This window comes from Glutamicibacter protophormiae (assembly GCF_016894325.1).
Taxonomy (GTDB): Bacteria; Actinomycetota; Actinomycetes; order Actinomycetales; family Micrococcaceae; genus Glutamicibacter; species Glutamicibacter protophormiae.
The window spans coordinates 2761231-2780348 of record NZ_CP069806.1 but is presented as its reverse complement, the minus strand read 5'-3'; the positions used below and the strand labels follow the sequence as shown (position 1 = coordinate 2780348).

The following is a 19118-nucleotide window of genomic DNA, read 5'->3' as shown; positions in this document are numbered from 1 at the left end:
TCGGACGGTCGGTCACTTGGCCATTATTGAATTATCTTGGACTCGATGGATAAATTAAGCGTTTGGAGTGTAACGATTTGGCAAAGGCTCTTCCAAACTCTGGAAAAATGAAAGCCAAGTCGCAGAACACGGTCGTTGGTGGTGCGAGTTCGTCCGCAGCACTTTCAAACTCAGTCAGGAAGCGCTCCATGCCGGGACGCAGGATTCTCAGGAAGATCGCGCCTGCCACTTTCGCAGAATTTCAGACGAATTTTCAGACCAATGGGGTAGTGCTTCGACCTGATAGTGCCGGGCACCCAACAGAGCGAAAGCTGACGCCTGGCCGGAGAACGCCTTGTCAGTCCATAGCGAAGCTGATTCCATCCTGCGTCCCGCGACCGCGGGCCAGCCTGCGCAGACAAGGTCTGCATGCAGGCGCGAAAAGTATTGTTTGCGGTGATGCGGCAATGGCTGGCAAGAAGTAGTTTTGAACCTGTGATTCTTCTTGTTCCGCCGCGTTCCGATGTGACGGTCGAAATGCGCTGTGCGCTGTTGTCGGTGTTTGGCTTGTCCCGGAAACACGCTGAAGCCCCGACAAGGAAGGTAACCTTCTGCTGCTCCCAACGCATGGGTAGCATACCCGGAGAATATCCGCCGGTATTGCCGAGTGGATGACTCGCTGTCTGAAGTGGCCTAGGGCTACTGGCTGGCGGCGGCGATAGGCTGGTCCGGGAACGACGAGCCCAGAGCGGAGAGCACACCCACGGACTTGGTGATGACTTCGTCCCATTCATCCTGGGCCTCGGAATCGGCGGTGATCGCCCCGCCCAGGCCCAGGCTCAGCCTCCATCCGTCGTCCGGCGTCCGGTCGCAGACCAGGGTGCGGATGACCACCGAGAAGTCTGCGGATCCGTCAGCGCCCAGATATCCCACCGCACCGGAATACAGTCCGCGCTCGCGCTGGTCCTCCAGCTCGTTCAGGATTTGCATGGTGGACAGCTTCGGCGCTCCGGTCATGGAGCCGGGCGGGAAGGCCTCCCGCAGCGCCTGCGCGGACAGCGCCGGATCGCGCAGCTGGGCGTCGATGGTGGAGACCATCTGGTGCACGGTGGCGTAGCTTTCCACCGCGCAGAGCCGTGCCACGCGCACCGAGCCGGGCACCGCATGGTGCGAGAGGTCATTGCGCAGCAGGTCGACGATCATGATGTTTTCCGCGCGGTCCTTGGGGCTGGTCGCCAAGTCCTGCTTCAGCGCCAGGTCTTCAGGCACGGTAGCCCCGCGCGGTCGGGTTCCCTTGATCGGCTCGGCACGCAGCAGCCCGGTGGCTCCCAGGCTCAGGAAACGCTCCGGGGAAATGCTGGCCACCTCGGTGCGTCCCATGCGCAGGTAGTGGGCGAAAGGCGCGGGGCTGGAGGTGCGCATCCGGCAGTAGGCCTCGAAGGGGCTGTAGCGCGCGACGGTGGCGGTCAACTCGGTGGTCAGACAGACCTCGTAGGTGTTTCCCTCGTAAATTTGTTGTTGGGCGCAGGCGATTTTGTCCTTGTAGCCCTGCTCGGTGTCTGCGCAGGTGAATTCCACCGGCTGCAGGTCCACCGCGAGGCGGTGCTGGACTCCGGCCCCGGCCAGGTGCTCGGTGATCCACTCCCGCAGGTGCACGGGTGCGTGGATGGCCATCTGCCCGGTGCGGTGGTTGATGACCAGCACGATATTCGGTGCGAAGAACCCCGCGTCGGGGCGTCCGGAGCGATGCCCGGTTGCCGGCGCGGTGTCGGAGCCGACCTCCCGCTTGAGCTCGTAGCCCAGGTAGCCGACCCAGGCCGGCAGCGGGTAGTGGTCCGGAATGGTGCCGGCGGCGGGCCACAGGCCCTGCAACGATTCAAAGAATCCGGGCTGCAGACGCAGGCTGGCCCCGCCGCGCTGCACCGTGGTGCCGACGGACGAGCTCTGCAGCAGGGGATAGGCGTCGCCGACCGCCAAGGCGATCAGCGAGTACTTGTTGCGGTCCAGCGGATCGGTGAGATGGTGGCTGGTGGATTCCAGCAGGGCTGCATGCTCCAGTCCCTCGGCCAGCGCTTCAAACAGGGTGGCGGCATCTGCCGGGGCTGCATGGTGCCCGGCCAGCGGCGGCGCGGCGGAGGCCGGTGCGGCGGGCGGAAGCAGGTCGCGCAGGCGGGCCGGCAGGAAGGCGCTGAGTCCGAGCAGCTGCTCGAATGGCGGGTGCGGGCCGTCGGCGTCGAGGACCAGGTCTGCGGCGCTGGGAATGTCGTCCCGGGACAGGTAGTCCTCTTCCTGGGCGGCCCAGCGCTCCCAATGTGGAGCATAGGTCTGGCCGTCGCGCCGCAGGGCGCGCTGCTTGCGCACCTCGGGCGGGGCCTGGAGCCAGATGCTCAGGTCGAGCAGGTCGCGGACCCGGCGGTGCGCGGCGCCCACGCCCTCCACGATGACGACCTGTGCAGGGTCGAGACTGGTGCGGGCGCCGAGCGCGCCGGCATCCCAATCCCACAGTGACCAGCTGGCGGTGCGGCCGTGGGCAAGCTGTTCGAGCAGGCCCGAATAGAGGTCCTGGGCGGGCTGGAGCCCGTCCCAGCCGTAGTAGAGGTCTTCCAAGCGCAAGATCGCCACCGAGGCGGTTTGGGACAGCTGGTTCGCTAGCAACGATGCCAGGCTGCTCTTTCCCGAGCCGGAGCGTCCATCAAGAGCAATGAGGTAGGGTCTAGCGGTTTCCACGAGAGGCTATATTACTCCTGACGTAGTCAACGAGTGCAGGAAGGGCTGCGGAGACGAGCTTCCAGGTCTCGCGGAAGTCTCCCGCGTCGCCGTACCACGGGTCGTAGACTCCCTGGCGGTCGTGGGGTTCGCTGGCGGCGACGGGGTCGAAGGATCTGAACATGCGCAGCATGGGGCGCTCGCTGGGGTCGATCTCCGTCAATGCCGGAACGAGATCTTCGAAGTGATCGGTGTCCATGGCCAGTACCAGGTCCACGGCGCCCAGTTCGTCGGCGCCAATAAGGGTTGCGACGTGGTCAGAGGCATCCAGGCCGTGGGCGCGCAGGGTGCTGGCGGCACGCGGGTCGATCCCGTTGCCAGCTTCCCCCTCGCTGAGAGCCCGGGAGCAGACCTCGACCTCGGTCACCTCTGCATCGTGCAAGGCGCTTTTCAGCATGTACTCGGCCATGGGAGAGCGACAAATATTTCCCGTGCACACGATCATTATCCGGAACATGGCATCAGTCTATGGCCAGTTCACATTTCGATCGAGGGCTACGCGCAAGATAATCAGCAACGATACGGCAACGATTTGGAGCAACTCCAAAATCGCGGGTGATTAGTGGATAAGGAGCATCATCGCGGCTACGAGGATGAACAGGACGCCGAAGACGATATTGAGCATCTTGGCTCCGCGCACGGTCGTGGTGAAGCGCTGGAAGCTGCGGGCGGTGCCCGCGAAGAAGAAAAACATCACCAGCACGTCGACCGCAATGATGGTGCCGATAAAGATGAGGTACTGAGGCAGCAGCGGCTGGTCGGTGCGGATGAATTGCGGCGTGAAGGCCAGGAAGAAGACGATCGCCTTCGGGTTCAGCAAGTTGACCAGGATGCCGCGGCGCAACATGGCCCCGCGAGTGAGCGTGCCGCCGGTGCTGGTTCCGTCCGAGGCGACATCGGGTTTGGACAGGATCATGCGGATGCCCAGGTAGACCAGGTAGGCGGCGCCGGCATAGCGGATGCCCGCGAAGAGCAGCGGAGAGCTGGACACCAGCAGCCCCACGCCGGCGGCAACGATGACCACATGGATCAGCAAGGCGATCTGCTGGCCGAGCACTCCCCAGATGGAGGCGCGCCAGCCTTGGCGCATCGAGTTGTTCATCGTGTTGATGGCCCCGGCGCCCGGGGTGAAACTGATGACGATGGATGCGCCGAGAAGCGAAAGCCAGAGTGAAAGTGCCACCTGTCTAGGGTAGTGGCATCGCCGGGGTTCTTTTCACTCGAAGACCGGTCATGACGGGCGCAATGGCGGGAGGCTTATTTGGGCTGGGCAACGACTTCCAGCCGGGCCTCATCCACGCCGGCGACGGCTCGGGCCATGAAGTCGCTGAGCAGCTCGATCTGCTGCTCGTCGTAGGAGGAGATCAGGTCCGTCATCTTTGCGCCGAGCGGGCGGAACATCTCCCGTGCCTCGGTCATGGCCTTGTCGGTCAGGGCGATGTGCACGCTGCGGCGGTCCTGCTCGCTGCGGCGGCGGGTGATGTAGCCCAGCCGGTCCAGCCGGTCGAGCATGGCCGTGGTGGCGGGGGAGCTGAGCTGCAATTCCCTGCTCAAGTCCCGGGGCGACGGCAACGTCCCGGCGCGCTGGTACTTCATGATCACGGTCAGGCCGTTCATGTCGGTCCGGTGCGTGCCGTAGTGGCCGCCGGTGGATTCAACATAGCGGTCCGAGGCCTGCCCGAAGTCCTGCAGCAGCTGCAACAGTCGGTGGTGGGTGCTCGCTTCCATCCTCTAATCATAAACTAAGCAAACAATTCCATCATCAAACTAAAAGTTGGTACGCTGGAGCGGTAGGCCGCAGCGGTCGCACCTACTTGGACCAACTTTGAGGACAGCACCATGTCACACGTAGCGAAAGTCGATGAGCCTGCCGAGCGCTCCATCAGCGGGAAGGCCATCGCCATCCGGGCGGTGGTGTATTCACTGCTGATCGTGCTCTGGATCGGCATCGCCGGAGTCGGCGGACCGACCTTCGGCAAGCTCTCGGAGGTCCAGACCAACGACCAGACAGCATTCCTGCCGGCCAGCGCCGAAGCCACGCAGGCCCTGGAATGGCAGAACAAGTTCCGCACGAGCGACGCAATTCCCGCGGTGGTGCTGGTGACCTCCGACGAGGGGGTGGACCAGAATCAGGCCACAGCGCTCGCCGGGAAGCTCTCCGAATTCGAATTCCTCGACGGGCAGGTAACCGGTCCGTTCCTGGCCGAGGACGGCAAGGCGGCAGAATTCATCCTGCCGATCTCCTCGACGGTCAAGGCCGACGAGGGCGTGACCGCGCTGCGGGCCCTGCTGGCCGATATCCAACCGGAGGGCATGCAGGCCTACGTCACCGGCCCCGCCGGCTTCTCCGCAGACCTGATCGAGGCCTTCGGGGGCATCGACGGGGTACTGTTGGGCGTCGCCCTGGTGGCGGTGCTGGTGATCCTGCTGTTGGTCTACCGTTCGCTGCTGCTCCCGCTGACCGTGCTGATGACGTCGATGGTGGCGCTGTGCGCCGCCATCCTGGTGGTCTACTTCATGGCCAAGGAGGGCATCATCCGACTGGATGGCCAGGCCCAGGGCATCCTCTCGATCCTGGTGATCGGTGCGGCCACGGACTACTCGCTGCTGTTCGTCGCCCGCCACAAGGAAGCCTTGTCCTCCGGGCTGAACCGCTGGCAGGCCGTGGCCAAGGCCTGGAAACGCTCGCTGGAACCGATCATCGGCTCGGGCGGCACCGTGACCGTTGGCCTGCTGTGCCTGCTCTTCTCCGATTTGAACTCCAACAAGGCGCTGGGCCCGATCGGCGCCTCGGGCATCGTCTTCTCGATCATCGCCGCCCTGTCCTTCCTGCCCGCAGTGCTCGGACTGCTGGGCCGCGCCGCCTACTGGCCGTTCATGCCCAAGCCCCAGGACGCCGATACCCAGGCCCAATCCAAGCCGGGTTTGTGGGACAGCATTGCAACGTTCGTCGCCTCCCACCCGCGTCCGATCTGGATGATCACTGCCGTGGTGCTGGCCATCGGCGCGGCGTTCTCGCTGCAGCTCAAGGCCAGCGGCGTGCCGCAAAGCGAACTGGTGATCGGCGGATCCGAGGCCCGTGACGGGCAGGTCGCGCTCGGCGAGCATTTCCCGGGCGGCAGCGGATCCCCGGCCGCCGTAATCGTCGACGAGGCGGAAGCGAACACCACGCTGGATGCGGTTCTGCAGGTGCCCGGCGTGGATTCGGCCTACCTCCAGGCCGAGGACGGCGGCCCGGCCATGGCCCAGCGCGGCGCTCCGGCCTACACCGTCGAGGGGCGCAACCTCATCTCCGTCACCCTGAGCGACGCGGCGGACTCGGACGAGGCGGCGAACACCGTCACGCAGCTGCGCGCCACGGTGCACGAGATCGATTCCTCGACGCTGGTCGGCGGAACCACCGCAACCCAGATGGACAAGAACTCCACCGCGCAGGCGGACCTGTTCAAGATCATCCCGATCACCCTGGCCGCGATCCTGGTCATCCTGATGCTCCTGCTGCGCTCCATCCTGGCGCCGGTGCTGCTGATCCTCACCACGGTGCTCTCCTACGGGACGGCGATGGGCGTGAGCGCCCTGGTATTCAACAATGTGCTGGACTACGTGGGTGCGGACCCATCGGTGCCGTTGTTCGGCTTCGTGTTCCTCGTGGCCCTGGGCGTGGATTACAACATCTTCTTGATGACCAGGGTGCGCGAGGAGACGCTGGTGCACGGCACGCGGGACGGGATGCGCCGCGGCCTGACCGTCACCGGCGGAGTGATCACCTCCGCGGGCATCGTGCTGGCGGCGACCTTCGCCGCGCTGGGTGTTGTGCCGATCATGTTCCTGGGCCAGCTGGGCTTCATCGTGGCCTTCGGCGTGCTGCTCGACACGTTCATTGTGCGAAGCCTGCTGGTCCCGGCGCTCGTCGAGGACATCGGCCCGGCAGTGTGGTGGCCGTCGAAGCTGGCGCACGAGAAAAAGGCAGTTGGCGCCCATCGCAAATAAGCGTCTGCGAGCCGTGGACATGGCGGAAATCTCCTGTGATTCGCCCCGTTGGCAGGCTCCTGGCCCGGTAAGTCCGGGAGCCTGCCTGTAGACTTGAAACTTGTACGCACCGAAAGCGCAATGCCTGGAAGACCTGGCATGCCCGGTGCGTATTCGTCGACAGACTTGATTTCCTTTGTGCGAAAACTTCCGGATTCCCGGTTTTTTGCGCGGGCGACAGGCGTTCTCCACGCCGGCCCGCACCGGACTTCCTCCTGGATCGGCGAACCCGAGCGTCGAAAACGACGCGCGAATTCAGAGAGAAAGTTTGAGCATTGACCTCTACTTTTAGCGCCCTTGGCGTGCCCGCGGCCCTGGTGAACGTGCTGTCCAAGAGCGGCATCGAAACCCCGTTCCCGATCCAGGAAGCAACCCTTCCCACCACCTTGGCCGGCGGCGACGTCCTGGGCCGCGGCCAGACCGGTTCGGGCAAGACCCTTGCCTTCTCGCTGCCGCTGGTGGCCCGACTGAGCGAGCGCCCGCAGCGCCGCAAGGCTCGTTTCCCACGCGCCTTGATCATGGCGCCGACCCGCGAACTGGCAACCCAGATCGCCAAGACCGTCGACCCGCTGGCTGCCGCCAGCGGCCTGCGCACCACCGTGATCTACGGCGGCGTGGCACAGAGCCGCCAGGAAAAGGCCATGAACGAAGGCGTCGATATCGTCATCGCCTGCCCCGGCCGCCTGGACGATTTGATCAAGCAGAAGATCGTGGACCTGTCGCAGCTGGAGATCTCCGTGCTGGACGAAGCAGACCACATGGCAGACATGGGCTTCCTTCCTGTCGTCCGCCGCATCATGGACCGCATGCCGACCGGCATTCAGCACATGCTGTTCTCCGCCACCTTGGACAACGGCGTGGACAAGGTCGTCAAGCGCTACCTGAGTAGCCCGACCATCCATTCCGTGGATGCTCCCGAAGCCGCCGTGAACACCATGGAGCACCACGTTTTCGTGGTCAGCAACGACGACAAGAAGGACCTGATCCGCGTGCTGGCGCAGGGTACTTCGCGCCGCATCATGTTCATGCGCACCAAGCACCACGCAAAAAAGATGGCAGTAGTGCTGTCGAAGGCCGGCGTGCCGACCGTTGACCTTCACGGCAACCTGTCGCAGAACGCCCGCGACCGCAACCTGGCCGCCTTCGCCTCGGGCGAGGCCAAGGTCCTGGTCGCCACCGACGTGGCAGCGCGCGGCGTGCACGTCGATGGAGTGGAGCTGGTGGTCCACATCGATCCGCCAGCAGAGCACAAGGCCTACACCCACCGTTCCGGACGTACGGCCCGCGCCGGCTCCAGCGGAACCGTGGTGACCATCTGCACTCCAGACCAGCAGGGCGACGTCGCTACCCTGATGAAGCAGGCCGGTCTGAAGAAGGTTCCATTCGAAAAGGTCAACCTGAACTCGCAGGTCGTCAAGGACGTCGTGGGCGAAGTTGCTGAACTGGTGCCATACACCGGCCCGGCGAAGCAGCAGAGCGCTCCGGCCAAGCGCAAGCCTGCCGGCGAATCCGGCGGTTCGCGCGGAGGACGCGGCCAGCGCGGATCGCGCGGCGGTCGCGCATCCGGCGAGGGCCAAAACCCGCAGCGCAGCGAGTCGGGACGCCGCAATGAACGCGGCCCGAAGGCAACCGGAGAACGCCCAGCCCGCGCTGGCCGCGGAGCAGGTTCCGATCGTCCGGCCGGTGCCGGCCGTGGAGCAGGTTCGGAGCGCCCATCGGGTGCAGGCCGAAGCACGCGCCAGGGCGGCCGCACCGCCCAGGACGCCTCGGCCGGCGGCCGTTCACGCGGTCCGCGCCGCGCCACCAGCCCTGCCACCCGCAGCCGCTAAGCTTTCCGGATAGCCGGATTTCCGGCTGACCACAAGAAGATCCTCCGCTCGTACATCGGGCGGAGGATTTTTTTGCGCTCGTGCCCCCGACCCGCCGCGTATACCGGAGACGGGACAAAAGTTTAGCCCCGGCGGATGACCAGTGGGCGAAGTTCCGCATCCTAGGCTTGAAGTAGCGAGAGTACCTATTTCACCTAGCCAGGAGCGACTGACGATGATCGATTCACTGCAGGATTTCGTTGCAGTTTTCCCCGAGCCGCTGCAGTGGCTGGCCGTTGCATTGGTATCGGCCATTCCCTTTGTCGAGTCCTACTTCGGATCCGTCATCGGGGTGTTAATCGGCCTGCCTCCAACAGTCGGAATCCTTGCGGCAGTCCTCGGCAACGGCATCTCGATGTTCTTATTCGTCAACAGCGCACATGCTGTACGTTCCAAGGTGCGCCAGGGCAAGGAGAACGGCAAGCCGAAATACGAAAAAATCCACCGGGCATTCGACAGGTTCGGCATTGCCGGCGTCAGCCTGGTCGGCCAGACAATGCTTCCCTCGCAGATCACCTCGGCGGCTTTGGTATCTTTCGGTGCATCAAAGCAGAAAGTGATTTTCTGGCAGGTCATTTCCATCATCTTGTGGGGTGTGATCTTCGGAACTCTGGCCGCGCTTGGCATGCCGCTGCTGGCCAAATAACTTGTCCCCGTCCCAAGGACGGTTCACGTCAAAACCGCCAGGAGCCTGCGCACCATTGCGACGCAGGCTCCCGGCGGTTTTTTGTCGACTGCCGGTCGCGGTCTAGTCCTGCAGCTTCTTCCGGCCGAAGCTGAAATAGCTCAACGGGCCGAGGGTATTCACGAAGCACAACCCGACCCACAAGCCCTTGCGTCCGCGAATCTGTTCAGGGCTGCGTCGATAGATATCGATTTGCGCGGCGGCGAACAAGGCAATTTCGATCGTGCCCGCGACAACGACGGCGGTTCGCGCAAGGGGAGGGAGTTCGGAGAATTTCTTTTTGGTTCGTGCCATGGTTCCACCTTTGATCTGTAGTTTTCAGTTCGCGTCCTGGCGGTTTGGGGCAGCCTGAAAAAGTTTTTGGTTGATGGGAATTATTCTGCCACCCCACCCGTTGAATAAGACAGAGCGCAAAGTTGAGTCGAGTTCACTCAAGTTAATTTGACAGTCGAAAGCGGCTGAGTAAACTTGAGTCCGAAGCGCTCAATGGGGCGGAAGCCCCAGCGTTGGAATTTTTTCAGACAAGGCAAAGGAGAGCCATTATGTCGCGTGCCGTAGGTATTGACCTTGGAACCACCAACTCCGTCGTATCCGTGCTTGAAGGCGGTGAGCCAACCGTCATCGCTAACGCGGAAGGCAACCGCACCACCCCATCGATCGTTGCCTTCTCGAAGGGCGGCGAAGTTCTGGTCGGCGATATCGCCAAGCGCCAGGCAGTCAACAACATCGATCGCACCATCGCATCGGTCAAGCGCCACATGGGCACCGACTGGTCCATCGCCATCGATGACAAGAAGTACACCGCCCAGGAAATCTCGGCACGTACGCTGATGAAGCTGAAGAACGACGCCGAGTCCTACCTCGGCGAGAAGGTCACCGACGCGGTGATTACCGTTCCTGCATACTTCAACGACGCCGAGCGCCAGGCCACCAAGGAGGCCGGCGAAATCGCAGGCCTGAACGTGCTGCGCATCGTCAACGAGCCAACCGCTGCCGCTCTGGCCTACGGCCTGGAGAAGGGCAACGAGGACGAGCTCATTCTGGTCTTCGACCTCGGTGGCGGTACCTTCGACGTTTCCCTGCTGGAAGTCGGCAAGGACGACGACGGCTTCTCGACCATTCAGGTCCGCTCCACCGCCGGCGACAACCGCCTGGGCGGCGACGACTGGGATCAGCGTGTTGTCGACTGGCTGCTGGCCCAGGCCAAGGCCAAGGGCGCTGACCTGTCCAAGGACAAGATTGCCCTGCAGCGCCTCAAGGAAGCTGCCGAGCAGGCCAAGAAGGAACTGTCCTCGGCCACCAGCACGAACATCTCGCTGCAGTACCTCTCGGTCACCCCTGAGGGCCCGGTCCACCTGGACGAGCACCTGTCGCGTGCAAAGTTCCAGGACCTGACCTCGGACCTGCTGGAGCGCACCAAGAAGCCTTTCAAGGATGTCATTGCCGAAGCCGGCATCAAGGTCTCGGACATCGCCCACGTGATCCTCGTTGGCGGTTCGACCCGTATGCCAGCCGTTGCCGAACTGGTCAAGGACCTGGCCGGCAAGGAAGCCAATAAGGGCGTCAACCCGGACGAGGTCGTCGCCGTGGGCGCAGCCCTGCAGGCCGGCGTGCTGAAGGGCGAGCGCAAGGACGTTCTGCTGATCGACGTCACCCCACTGTCCCTGGGCATCGAGACCAAGGGCGGCGTGATGACCAAGCTGATCGAGCGCAACACCGCGATCCCGACCAAGCGTTCGGAGACCTTCACCACCGCCGAGGACAACCAGCCTTCGGTTTCGATCCAGGTCTTCCAGGGCGAGCGCGAGTTCACCCGCGATAACAAGGCCCTGGGCACCTTCGAGCTGACCGGCATCGCTCCGGCTCCTCGCGGCATCCCGCAGGTCGAGGTTACCTTCGACATCGATGCCAACGGCATCGTGCACGTGTCCGCCAAGGACAAGGGCACCGGAACCGAGCAGTCGATGACCATCACCGGCGGCTCCTCGCTGTCGAAGGAAGACATCGAGCGCATGGTCCAGGAAGCCGAAGCCCACGCAGAAGAGGATAAGGCCCGCCGCGAGGCAGCCGAGACCCGCAACGCTGCCGAGCAGGCCGCCTACTCGGTGGACAAGCTGATCAAGGACAACGAGGACAAGCTGCCCGAGGAAGTCAAGACCGAGGTCCAGGCCGACGTCGACGCCCTGAAGGCGGCCCTGGAGAAGCAGGACAACGACGACGAGGTCAAGGCCGCGTTCGAGAAGCTGCAGGCTTCGCAGTCCAAGCTGGGCGAGGCCATCTACGCCAACACCCAGGCCGAAGGCGCAGCTGCCGGCGAGCCGGATGCACCAAACGCTGATGAAGACATCGTCGACGCCGAGGTTATCGACGAAGACGAAGCCGACAAGAAGTAGGGAGTTTAGGAATATGTCCGAGGCAAAGGACCAGAACGAAAACTCCGGCCAGGAGCCGGAGAACCAGCCAGAGGCAGCTGACCAGCAGCCAACTGCTGACGCTTTGGGTCAGGCCGAGGCGATCCTGAACGAGGCAGGCGAATCCGTGGACGGGGAGCAGGACGAGGTCAGCGAGGTCGTTACCGAGCTGCGCAACGACCTGCTGCGCCTGCAGGCCGAGTACGTCAACTACCGCAAGCGCGTGGAACGCGACCGCGCCGTAGCGCGTGAAAACGCCGTGCAGGGCATGCTGTCCGCCCTGCTGCCGGTGCTTGACGATATCGACGCGGCCCGCGCCCATGGCGATTTGACCGATGGTCCCTTCGCATCGATCGCCAACAAGCTGGACTCGATCCTGGCCCAGCATGGCCTGGAGCGCATCAACGAGGCGGGGGTCGAATTCGATCCGAACGTCCACGAAGCGCTGCTGCGTCAGGCTGTGCCGGAGGTCCCGGCCGATCATGTGGGACAGGTACTGCGTACCGGCTACCGCAAGGGAAACAACATCCTGCGCGCTGCCCAGGTACTGGTCGCCACCGGCGAATAGCAACTAGCTAGTACAACCGAAACTGCCCACTGTCGAGTATTCGCCAGTGGGCAGTTTCGAATTGTCATAGAAAGGATGAGGACCTGATGGCAAGTCAGGACTGGATAGACAAAGATTTTTACGCGATCCTCGGTGTCTCCAAGGACGCCACGGACGCGGATATCAAGAAGGCGTACCGCAAGCTGGCGCGCAAGTACCACCCTGACACCAACGCCGGTGACGCAACCGCCGAACAGAAGTTCAAGGACATCACCGAAGCCAACTCGGTCCTCTCCGACAAGGAAGAGCGCGAGCAGTACGACGCCATCCGGGCCATGGGCTCGGGAGCCCGTTTCTCGGCCGGAGGCCCGGGCGGTGCTCCGGGCGGCGGCGCGGGATTCGAGGATATCTTCTCCAACCTCTTCGGAGGCGGTGGCGGGGCGCGACAGCGCGGCGGGCAACCGGACTTCTCCGACCTGTTCGGGGGTGCCGGAGGCTTTGGCGGCTTCAGCGGCCAGAGCGCGCCGCCGCGCAAGGGCGCAGACCGCACCGCGACCACCTCGATTTCCTTTGCCGGCTCGATTAACGGCACGAAGATCGGGCTTCGCGAACCGAGCGGCGAGGTCATCGACGTGCGCATCCCGGCGGGTATCAAGGACGGCCAGTCCGTGCGCGTGCGCGGGCGCGGCCAGGCTGGAGCCGCTGGCAACGGGGACCTGATCGTCAAGGTCAAGGTCGCCGAACACCCGTTCTTCAAGCGCGAGGACAACAACATCCGCGTGCATGTCCCGGTGACCTTCGACGAGGCCGCACTGGGAGCCAAGATCCACGTCCCGACCCTGGACGGGGAGCAGGTCGCAGTGAAGGTTCCGGCGGGTTCGAACTCGGGCCGCACGCTGCGCCTGAAGGGCCGCGGTGTAAAGACCTCCAAGGCCACCGGCGACCTGCTGATCGTGCTCGACGTGGTCATTCCGCAGAATCTCTCGGACGCCGCCAAGAAGGCGGTCGAAGATTTCGCCGCTGCCACGCAGGACGAAGATCCGCGGACGGGCTTGGCTTCGAAGGCCAAGCTCTAGGATCGGCCACGCCGATCACCCATCGCCGGTGCAGGAGGGATCACCACCCTCCGGCACCGGCGATGGACTCAAGATACAGCTAAGGCAGAAAGGTGGTTGAAAAACCGTGAACGGTGAGTACCTGCGACCTGTCTTCGTCATTTCGGTTGCCGCACAGCTTGCCGACATGCATCCGCAGACCCTGCGCCAGTATGACCGCATCGGTCTGGTCTCGCCCAGCCGGCAGTCGGGCAAGCAACGCCGCTATTCCCAGCACGACGTGTCGCTGCTGCGCCAGGTCCAGGCGCTGAGCAAGAACGGCGTATCGCTGGAAGGCATCAAGCGGATCCTTGAGTTGGAAGACCAGGTAGCAAGCTTGAAGGGCCAAGTGAACCAGCTGCGCGCCGAACTGGACTACGTGCGCCAAGGCCAATCGCGCATCTTCGCCGCTGGCACCGTCGCAGGCGACGTGGTGTCGCTGGCCCGCGGCATGCGCCCGTCGCGGCCCGAACCCACGGTGACGCTGTTCCCGGTGCGCCGCGCCATCGGCAGGTAGAATTCCACGCCTGCACGCGAAAGTTGCGTTGACGCGGATACCCGTTTCAACGACACGCCTTACTTGCAGTGCAAGTTCAGATTATTTTATGCTCGTCATAATCGTTCAGCCCGCACGGATGAAACATCCGGAGTGGGCTGGATTTCTTTTGTCAGCTTTTGGCGCCGGCCATGGTGAAGCCCTTTAGCAGGACAAGCGACTGGTGGGTTTCTTTGGATGGAATCTGGGCAGGATTGTAGTTAGATTCGGCCATGGCGGCGTAGCCGGGCCTCCAGCTGTGTGCGCACCGCCGGCCACTCGTGGGGCAGGATCGAGAAGACCACGGTGTCGCGCAGGGTGCCGGTCACCGGATCGTACTTGTGGTTGCGCAGCACGCCGTCCTGCCTGGCGCCCAGCCTCGCAATGGCCGCGCGCGAGGCCTCATTGTGCCAATGCGTGCAGAAGGCCACCGAGTAGCAGCCGAGTTCTTCGAAGGCCCTGCGCAGCAGCAGGAATTTCGCCGCCGGGTTGATGCCGGTGCCCTGCGCCGCAACGGCCAGGAACGTTGATCCGATCTCCACCCGGCGATTCGCGGCATCGATGTTCAGGTAGGTGGTGGCGCCGACGGCTTTGTCGGTGGAGGTATCGATGATGGCGAAGGGAGCCATGGTTCCGGCCGCCTGGGAGGCCAGCCGCTGGGCGATATTGGCATTCATTTGTTGAGCCGATGGGGTCGTGGCGAACCATGCCTCGTCCAAACGCCCTGCGGCCACTGCCTCGGCCAAGTCCGGCGCGTGCGACGGCGCGAGCTGCTCCAGCCTGACTCCCGCGTACTCCATGGTGGGTGCGAGGGCGAACTCGGCGGCGGGGATTAATGACGAATGGCTCATGACCACCAGTTTAGGTTGGTCATGAGCCATTGCCGGACTTTGTTTCCGGTCGTGTACTAGCCGACGCGGGTGTAGGCCAAATCGAAGATCAAGCGTCCTGCCTTCAGCGCCTTGCCTTCGAAACTGGTCAGGATGCGGCGTTCGAAGCGAGGAGCCCAACCGCCGAGCTCGTCGGTGAAGTCGGGTTCCTTCTCGAAGCCTTCCATGCCCTCGCGGCGGACCTTGGTGAGGTTGCTGTCCTCGCCGGCCAGGTTGCCGGGGAACTGGTTCTCGAAGTCCGGATGGGCGCTGAGCACGTCGCGCATCTGCTCGGCGTAGTTGGACCAGTCGGTGGCCAGGCGCAGGGTTCCACCGGGCTTGAGCACCCGCGACACCTTGTCCAGGAATGAGGCCTTGATCAGGCGGCGCTTGTGGTGGCGCGGCTTGTGCCAGGGGTCGGAGAAGAAGATCCAGATTTCGTCGGCGCTGTTCTCTTCGAGCATCACATCCAGCACCTCGGGGGCGTTGGCCTGGACGGCGCGGACGTTCTCGATGCCGAAGGACTCGACCTTGAGCATCAACTGGGCCAGTCCCGGGCGATAGACCTCTACCGCGAGGTAGTTGCGCTCGGGATCATCCTTGGCGGCATTGGCGATGCATTCGCCCAGTCCGGTGCCGATCTCCACGATCAACGGGGCCACGCGGCCGAATGCCTGGTCCGGGTCGAGGGTGAAGTCGTCGGCGACAGAAGTATCGGCGATCTTGCGGGGAGGCTCGATGACGTACTGCTCGGCGTTGCGCTCCCAGGCGCTGGCACGGCGGCCCTGCAACCGGTTGCCGCGACGGACAAATGAGACCGGCTCGGCCCGGAAAAGTGCTGGGTCTTTGGGAGTCGTGGCCGAGGCCTGACGCTGTTCTTCGCTCGAATCGCTCATGATCATTAATCCTAGCCGAGCTGTACGCCTCGAATCTTCCTCGGCTGATAGGGGATTGGCCACGATGTCAGGGGAAAATCCGGGCTGTCACCCATAGCGCCCCGGGGCGGGGATGGGGAAGACTGGACCCATGACTGATCTACTGCGGGGAATCCTGAATATTATCTGGCTGCTCTTCGGCGGCCTGTGGCTGGCCCTGGGATATGTCCTGGCCGGCATCATCTGCTGCCTGCTGATCGTGACAATTCCGTTTGGCATTGCTTCATTCCGCATCGCCGGCTACGCGCTGTGGCCCTTCGGCCGTACCGTGGTTGACCGCGGGGCCGTTGGCGCTTTTTCCACCCTCGGCAATGTCATCTGGTTGGTCTTCGCCGGTATCTGGATCGCCATCGGCCATGTGATCACGGCTATTCCGATGTTCGTATCGATCATCGGCATCCCGCTGGGCATCGCGAACCTGAAGATGATTCCGGTATCCCTGATGCCGCTGGGCAAGGTTGTTGTGCCATCGGACTACTACATCGGGAGCATGCGCCGCTAGACCCAATGCCGGTAAGTTAAGGTCCCAGCGCCCCAGTCAAGCCCGACCCGCCCACCTCGGCGCCCTGACCGAACACATCAGCCCAGACCTTCTGGACTCGGCCCTTCAAGCCACCGGAACCACCCAACGCCGCGTCAGGCTCCTGCCAGCGCGCACGATGATCTACTTCATCCGGGCCCTGATCCTCTACCCGCACGCCAGTTACACCGACGTCGGCTGAGAAACCTCCACGGTCAAGGACACCGAGTTCGTGGAGCAGTGCCTGAAAATGGCACTCTGGCGCCGAAAACACACGAATAGGCCGGTGGGCAAGGGGCTTCTGCACCATAGCGATGCGGGATCGCAGTACACCTCGATCCGATACGCAGACACCCTGGAAATCGAAGGGCTCATTCCTTCGACCGGCAGCGTCGGCGACGCGTACGATCATGCCGCCGCCGAAACCGTGATGGGCTTGTTCAAGAATGAAGCGGTGGCCAAGGATTCACCGTTCCGCAACGGAGCATTGAAGACCGAATCCGACGTCGTTGATGTCGTTTTTGAATGGGTCCACTGGTACAACAATGATCGCTTGCATTCCTCTTTGGATCACCAGACTCCGGAGGAATTTGAGCAGACATACTATGATGAAATTTCCGGCTCGTTGCCCGACGCTGCCGCCCACAAGACGGCGACATGATTTCCGGGACAGTTCAGGCATGCTGATGGAGGAAAAAGATGGAACTGATCAAGTGATCGTGACTCCAACAGATCCACGAGAATTGCTGAAGAGCTGGGAAGCCGCAAAGTTGCCGTCGGTGACTCCAATACAGGTGCGCGCACTCCTTGAAGACAACTATAAGGCCTACGGAATTCCCGTTCGGTTGATGGAACCTGATGGATTCGAATTCGATGAGGAAGTGCGGGAAGATCTGATTGATGCGTTGTTTACCATCACCAATCCCGCGGTTCTCCTGGAACTAAGAAATGGGCGGCCGGTCGCTGTCGATGAAGATTCCGTTGAAGACGCCGAGTTCTACTGGCAAGAGCTTTTCGAGGGCGACATGCTGGAACTCCCATATAGGGTTCTTTCTGCCCAGCATGCCTTGGGACAACGAGTCTCGGTGTTGCTTGAGCGCGAAGGAAGATTCACCACCGGCTTCAAGGTCTATGGGGTGGCAGGAGACAAGCTCAATCGGTACCTCACCGCGGTCATTGGCTTTCCGTCGCGCCGTGAGCAAGATCCGGAGGATGGGCCCTTCATGCGTGCGGGAGACCTGACAGACCCTGTGTTTGTGGACTACCTCGAAGCAACAGCTGAATGCGGGCTCATTTAGGCAACGCATAGGTGCTGCATTGAGTTGGATTGAATGGTCTGGGGCTATTCACAGAGTTAGCCAACGCCCCCGGCGAGAATGAGTGAGTGGCCTACAGAGTGGCGGATGCCGTGTTTTAGGCCATTTCCTTTTTGTTCTCACCGGCAGGTTCCCCTGACGATGGAAATTAAACCGTCCCGGAAATCATGCCGATAATTTACTAGCGGCAACATCGGATAACGCGCCGTCGACTTCAGAATAATAGAGTTCCTCGAATTCCGCCGGACTCCGATAGCCCAGACCTTCTGGACTCGGCCCTTCAAGCCACTGGAACCACCCAACGCCGCGTCAGGCTCCTGCCAGCCCGCACGATGATCTACTTCATCCTGGCCCTGATCCTCTACCCGCACGCCAGTTACACCGAGGTGTTCACCAAACTGACCCAGCACACCGGGCTGCTGCTGTTGCGCGCCACCTCACCGGCCCTGGCCCAAGCCAGGATCGGCCTGGACGTCAAGCCCCTGCGCTGGCTGTTCGGCCAGCTGCGCGGTCCCGAGCAAACCCTGCACGCCCCAGCGTTCTTCGGCCGATACAGGGCCTGCGCCATCGACGGGACGATCCTGCCCCTGCCCGACACCCCTAAAATCCTGGCCAAGTACCACAAGCAGGCCGGCAATCACGGCGGCACCGGCTACCCCCAGGCCCGCCTGCTCGCCCTGGTCGACTGCGCCACCCGCAGCATCAGCGACGCGGTTTTCGGCCCCACCAGCATTGGGGAAACCACTTACGCACCCCAACTGGTGCCCAGCATGCGCCCGGACATGCTGATCCTCGCAGACCGGAATTTCGCCTCCGCTAAGCTCCTGCACGAAATCGCCGCCCAGGGGGCCGGATTCCTGGTCCGGGTGAAAAACGGGCGGAACCTGCCGGTGCACCAGATCCTCACGGACGGCTCCTACTACAGCACCCTGGCCGGGGTGCCGGTACGGGTGCTCAATGCTCGGATCACCCTGCATACCGACCGTGAGGAGAAGACCTAAACCTACCGTCTGGTCACCAATCTGCACCACCCGGCCCAAGGTACCGCCGAGCAACTGATCGAGCTGTATCACCAGCGGTGGGAAATCGAAACGACGTTCCAGGAAATCAGAGCCACCTTGCTCAAGTCACGGGTGCTGCGTTCTCGGAGCGTGGCCTTGGTAGAGCAGGAAATCTATGCGCTGCTGATCGTGCATCAGTTGCTGCGCAACATGATGGCCGAAGCTACCAACACGCTGCTGCTTGGCCCGTCAGCAGCCGTCGCTGCCCAGATGGTGCCCCGGCTTACCGGTGCCGGGCACGGTGGAGCAACACTCCTGGGCCAGCATCCGGGCTGGTTGAGGCGGGCTGGCCCGATTGGTGCCCGTGTGCTGGCTGCGTTGCAGCCGGCACGGCGGCTGCGCACCAGTTCGCGGACAGTGAAGCGTTCGAACTCCAACTATCAGGCGCGGGCGGGCAATCCGCGCACGCCCACCCGGCCGGCGACACTGCGCGTCGAGATGCTGGGGGCGGAGTACTGGTTGACACCCCCGGCTAAACCTTAACTTACTGGCATTGCCGCTAG

The 19118-nt window shown here is 63.0% G+C and carries 19 protein-coding genes and 1 pseudogene; 13 read left to right on the top strand and 7 right to left on the bottom strand.

Going from position 1 to position 19118, the window contains the following annotated elements:
• Positions 1-678: 678 nt before the first annotated feature.
• The 4 genes from JQN66_RS13025 to JQN66_RS13010 all read right to left on the bottom strand — a co-directional run bounded on the left by JQN66_RS13025 (position 679) and on the right by JQN66_RS13010 (position 4473).
• Positions 679-2706, bottom strand: coding sequence for a chorismate-binding protein (locus tag JQN66_RS13025; RefSeq protein ID WP_204675434.1), 2028 nt, complete (start codon positions 2704-2706; stop codon positions 679-681).
• Complete coding sequence (locus tag JQN66_RS13020) at positions 2693-3142, bottom strand: arsenate reductase/protein-tyrosine-phosphatase family protein (RefSeq protein ID WP_239464008.1); 450 nt, start codon at positions 3140-3142, stop codon at positions 2693-2695. The genes JQN66_RS13025 and JQN66_RS13020 overlap by 14 nt, the downstream gene beginning before the upstream one ends.
• A 162-nt stretch (positions 3143-3304) precedes the next feature.
• Positions 3305-3928, bottom strand: a complete 624-nt coding sequence (locus JQN66_RS13015) for a LysE family transporter (RefSeq protein ID WP_204675431.1) — start codon at positions 3926-3928, stop codon at positions 3305-3307.
• A gap of 74 nt (positions 3929-4002) precedes the next feature.
• Positions 4003-4473: a MarR family winged helix-turn-helix transcriptional regulator gene (locus JQN66_RS13010; RefSeq protein WP_204675429.1), complete on the bottom strand. Its 471-nt coding sequence runs from the start codon at positions 4471-4473 to the stop codon at positions 4003-4005.
• Positions 4474-4584: 111 nt separating this feature from the next.
• On the opposite strand from JQN66_RS13010, the gene JQN66_RS13005 reads away from it, so the two are divergent.
• The 3 genes from JQN66_RS13005 (at position 4585) to JQN66_RS12995 (ending at position 9288) form a co-directional block, all read left to right on the top strand.
• Positions 4585-6735 (top strand): MMPL family transporter, encoded by a 2151-nt coding sequence (locus JQN66_RS13005; RefSeq protein ID WP_204675427.1) that lies wholly within the window; start codon positions 4585-4587, stop codon positions 6733-6735.
• A 314-nt stretch (positions 6736-7049) separates the two neighbouring features.
• Entirely contained in the window at positions 7050-8603 is a 1554-nt protein-coding gene (locus JQN66_RS13000; protein WP_204675425.1) for a DEAD/DEAH box helicase, read from the top strand.
• A gap of 214 nt (positions 8604-8817) precedes the next feature.
• Positions 8818-9288 carry a hypothetical protein gene (locus tag JQN66_RS12995; protein ID WP_204677594.1) on the top strand — a complete coding sequence of 157 codons (471 nt, stop codon included), beginning with the start codon at positions 8818-8820 and terminating at the stop codon, positions 9286-9288.
• Positions 9289-9390: 102 nt separating this feature from the next.
• On the opposite strand, the gene JQN66_RS12990 is transcribed toward JQN66_RS12995, so the two are convergent.
• The gene (locus JQN66_RS12990) at positions 9391-9621 is read right to left on the bottom strand and encodes a PLDc N-terminal domain-containing protein (protein ID WP_204675423.1); all 231 of its coding nucleotides are present in this window, start codon (positions 9619-9621) and stop codon (positions 9391-9393) included.
• Between the two features lie 248 nt (positions 9622-9869).
• Between JQN66_RS12990 and dnaK the strand changes: the two genes are divergently transcribed.
• The 4 genes from dnaK (at position 9870) to JQN66_RS12970 (ending at position 13896) form a co-directional block, all read left to right on the top strand.
• Entirely contained in the window at positions 9870-11720 is a 1851-nt protein-coding gene (dnaK, locus tag JQN66_RS12985) for a molecular chaperone DnaK (RefSeq protein WP_204675421.1), read from the top strand.
• Between the two features lie 13 nt (positions 11721-11733).
• On the top strand, positions 11734-12306 hold the full coding sequence (locus tag JQN66_RS12980; RefSeq protein ID WP_204675419.1) for a nucleotide exchange factor GrpE: 573 nt from the start codon (positions 11734-11736) through the stop codon (positions 12304-12306).
• 86 nt (positions 12307-12392) lie between these two features.
• Entirely contained in the window at positions 12393-13361 is a 969-nt protein-coding gene (locus JQN66_RS12975) for a DnaJ C-terminal domain-containing protein (protein WP_204675417.1), read from the top strand.
• A gap of 106 nt (positions 13362-13467) precedes the next feature.
• Positions 13468-13896, top strand: coding sequence for a heat shock protein transcriptional repressor HspR (locus JQN66_RS12970; RefSeq protein WP_188948721.1), 429 nt, complete (start codon positions 13468-13470; stop codon positions 13894-13896).
• Between the two features lie 239 nt (positions 13897-14135).
• Here JQN66_RS12970 and JQN66_RS12965 read toward each other — a convergent pair whose 3' ends face one another.
• Positions 14136-14765: a GNAT family N-acetyltransferase gene (locus tag JQN66_RS12965; RefSeq protein ID WP_229777371.1), complete on the bottom strand. Its 630-nt coding sequence runs from the start codon at positions 14763-14765 to the stop codon at positions 14136-14138.
• Positions 14766-14821: 56 nt separating this feature from the next.
• The gene (gene trmB, locus JQN66_RS12960) at positions 14822-15679 is read right to left on the bottom strand and encodes a tRNA (guanosine(46)-N7)-methyltransferase TrmB (protein ID WP_188948722.1); all 858 of its coding nucleotides are present in this window, start codon (positions 15677-15679) and stop codon (positions 14822-14824) included.
• A 130-nt stretch (positions 15680-15809) separates the two neighbouring features.
• On the opposite strand from trmB, the gene JQN66_RS12955 reads away from it, so the two are divergent.
• The 6 genes and pseudogenes from JQN66_RS12955 (at position 15810) to JQN66_RS12930 (ending at position 19098) form a co-directional block, all read left to right on the top strand.
• Positions 15810-16220: a YccF domain-containing protein gene (locus tag JQN66_RS12955; RefSeq protein ID WP_374189863.1), complete on the top strand. Its 411-nt coding sequence runs from the start codon at positions 15810-15812 to the stop codon at positions 16218-16220.
• Entirely contained in the window at positions 16177-16440 is a 264-nt protein-coding gene (locus JQN66_RS18735; protein WP_374192901.1) for a transposase domain-containing protein, read from the top strand. Before JQN66_RS12955 ends, JQN66_RS18735 begins: the two co-directional genes overlap by 44 nt.
• A 30-nt stretch (positions 16441-16470) precedes the next feature.
• Positions 16471-16899, top strand: coding sequence for an integrase core domain-containing protein (locus JQN66_RS12945; RefSeq protein ID WP_204675413.1), 429 nt, complete (start codon positions 16471-16473; stop codon positions 16897-16899).
• A 19-nt stretch (positions 16900-16918) separates the two neighbouring features.
• Entirely contained in the window at positions 16919-17536 is a 618-nt protein-coding gene (locus tag JQN66_RS12940) for a hypothetical protein (RefSeq protein WP_204675411.1), read from the top strand.
• Positions 17537-17751: 215 nt separating this feature from the next.
• Positions 17752-18690: pseudogene (locus tag JQN66_RS12935) on the top strand (IS4 family transposase); the annotation flags it as partial.
• A gap of 21 nt (positions 18691-18711) precedes the next feature.
• Positions 18712-19098 carry a hypothetical protein gene (locus JQN66_RS12930; protein WP_239464007.1) on the top strand — a complete coding sequence of 129 codons (387 nt, stop codon included), beginning with the start codon at positions 18712-18714 and terminating at the stop codon, positions 19096-19098.
• Positions 19099-19118: the final 20 nt, after the last annotated feature.

Excerpts from the sequence above, each read along its gene's own strand:
- JQN66_RS13020 (WP_239464008.1), bottom strand. The coding sequence starts at position 3,142 with ATGCTGAAAAGCGCCTTGCACGATGCAGAGGTGACCGAGGTCGAGGTC.
- JQN66_RS13010 (WP_204675429.1), bottom strand. The coding sequence starts at position 4,473 with ATGGAAGCGAGCACCCACCACCGACTGTTGCAGCTGCTGCAGGACTTC.
- JQN66_RS13005 (WP_204675427.1), top strand. The coding sequence starts at position 4,585 with ATGTCACACGTAGCGAAAGTCGATGAGCCTGCCGAGCGCTCCATCAGC.
- JQN66_RS12995 (WP_204677594.1), top strand. The coding sequence starts at position 8,818 with ATGATCGATTCACTGCAGGATTTCGTTGCAGTTTTCCCCGAGCCGCTG.
- JQN66_RS12990 (WP_204675423.1), bottom strand. The coding sequence starts at position 9,621 with ATGGCACGAACCAAAAAGAAATTCTCCGAACTCCCTCCCCTTGCGCGA.
- dnaK (WP_204675421.1), top strand. The coding sequence starts at position 9,870 with ATGTCGCGTGCCGTAGGTATTGACCTTGGAACCACCAACTCCGTCGTA.
- JQN66_RS12980 (WP_204675419.1), top strand. The coding sequence starts at position 11,734 with ATGTCCGAGGCAAAGGACCAGAACGAAAACTCCGGCCAGGAGCCGGAG.
- JQN66_RS12975 (WP_204675417.1), top strand. The coding sequence starts at position 12,393 with ATGGCAAGTCAGGACTGGATAGACAAAGATTTTTACGCGATCCTCGGT.
- JQN66_RS12965 (WP_229777371.1), bottom strand. The coding sequence starts at position 14,765 with ATGAGCCATTCGTCATTAATCCCCGCCGCCGAGTTCGCCCTCGCACCC.
- trmB (WP_188948722.1), bottom strand. The coding sequence starts at position 15,679 with ATGAGCGATTCGAGCGAAGAACAGCGTCAGGCCTCGGCCACGACTCCC.
- JQN66_RS12955 (WP_374189863.1), top strand. The coding sequence starts at position 15,810 with ATGACTGATCTACTGCGGGGAATCCTGAATATTATCTGGCTGCTCTTC.
- JQN66_RS12940 (WP_204675411.1), top strand. The coding sequence starts at position 16,919 with ATGCTGATGGAGGAAAAAGATGGAACTGATCAAGTGATCGTGACTCCA.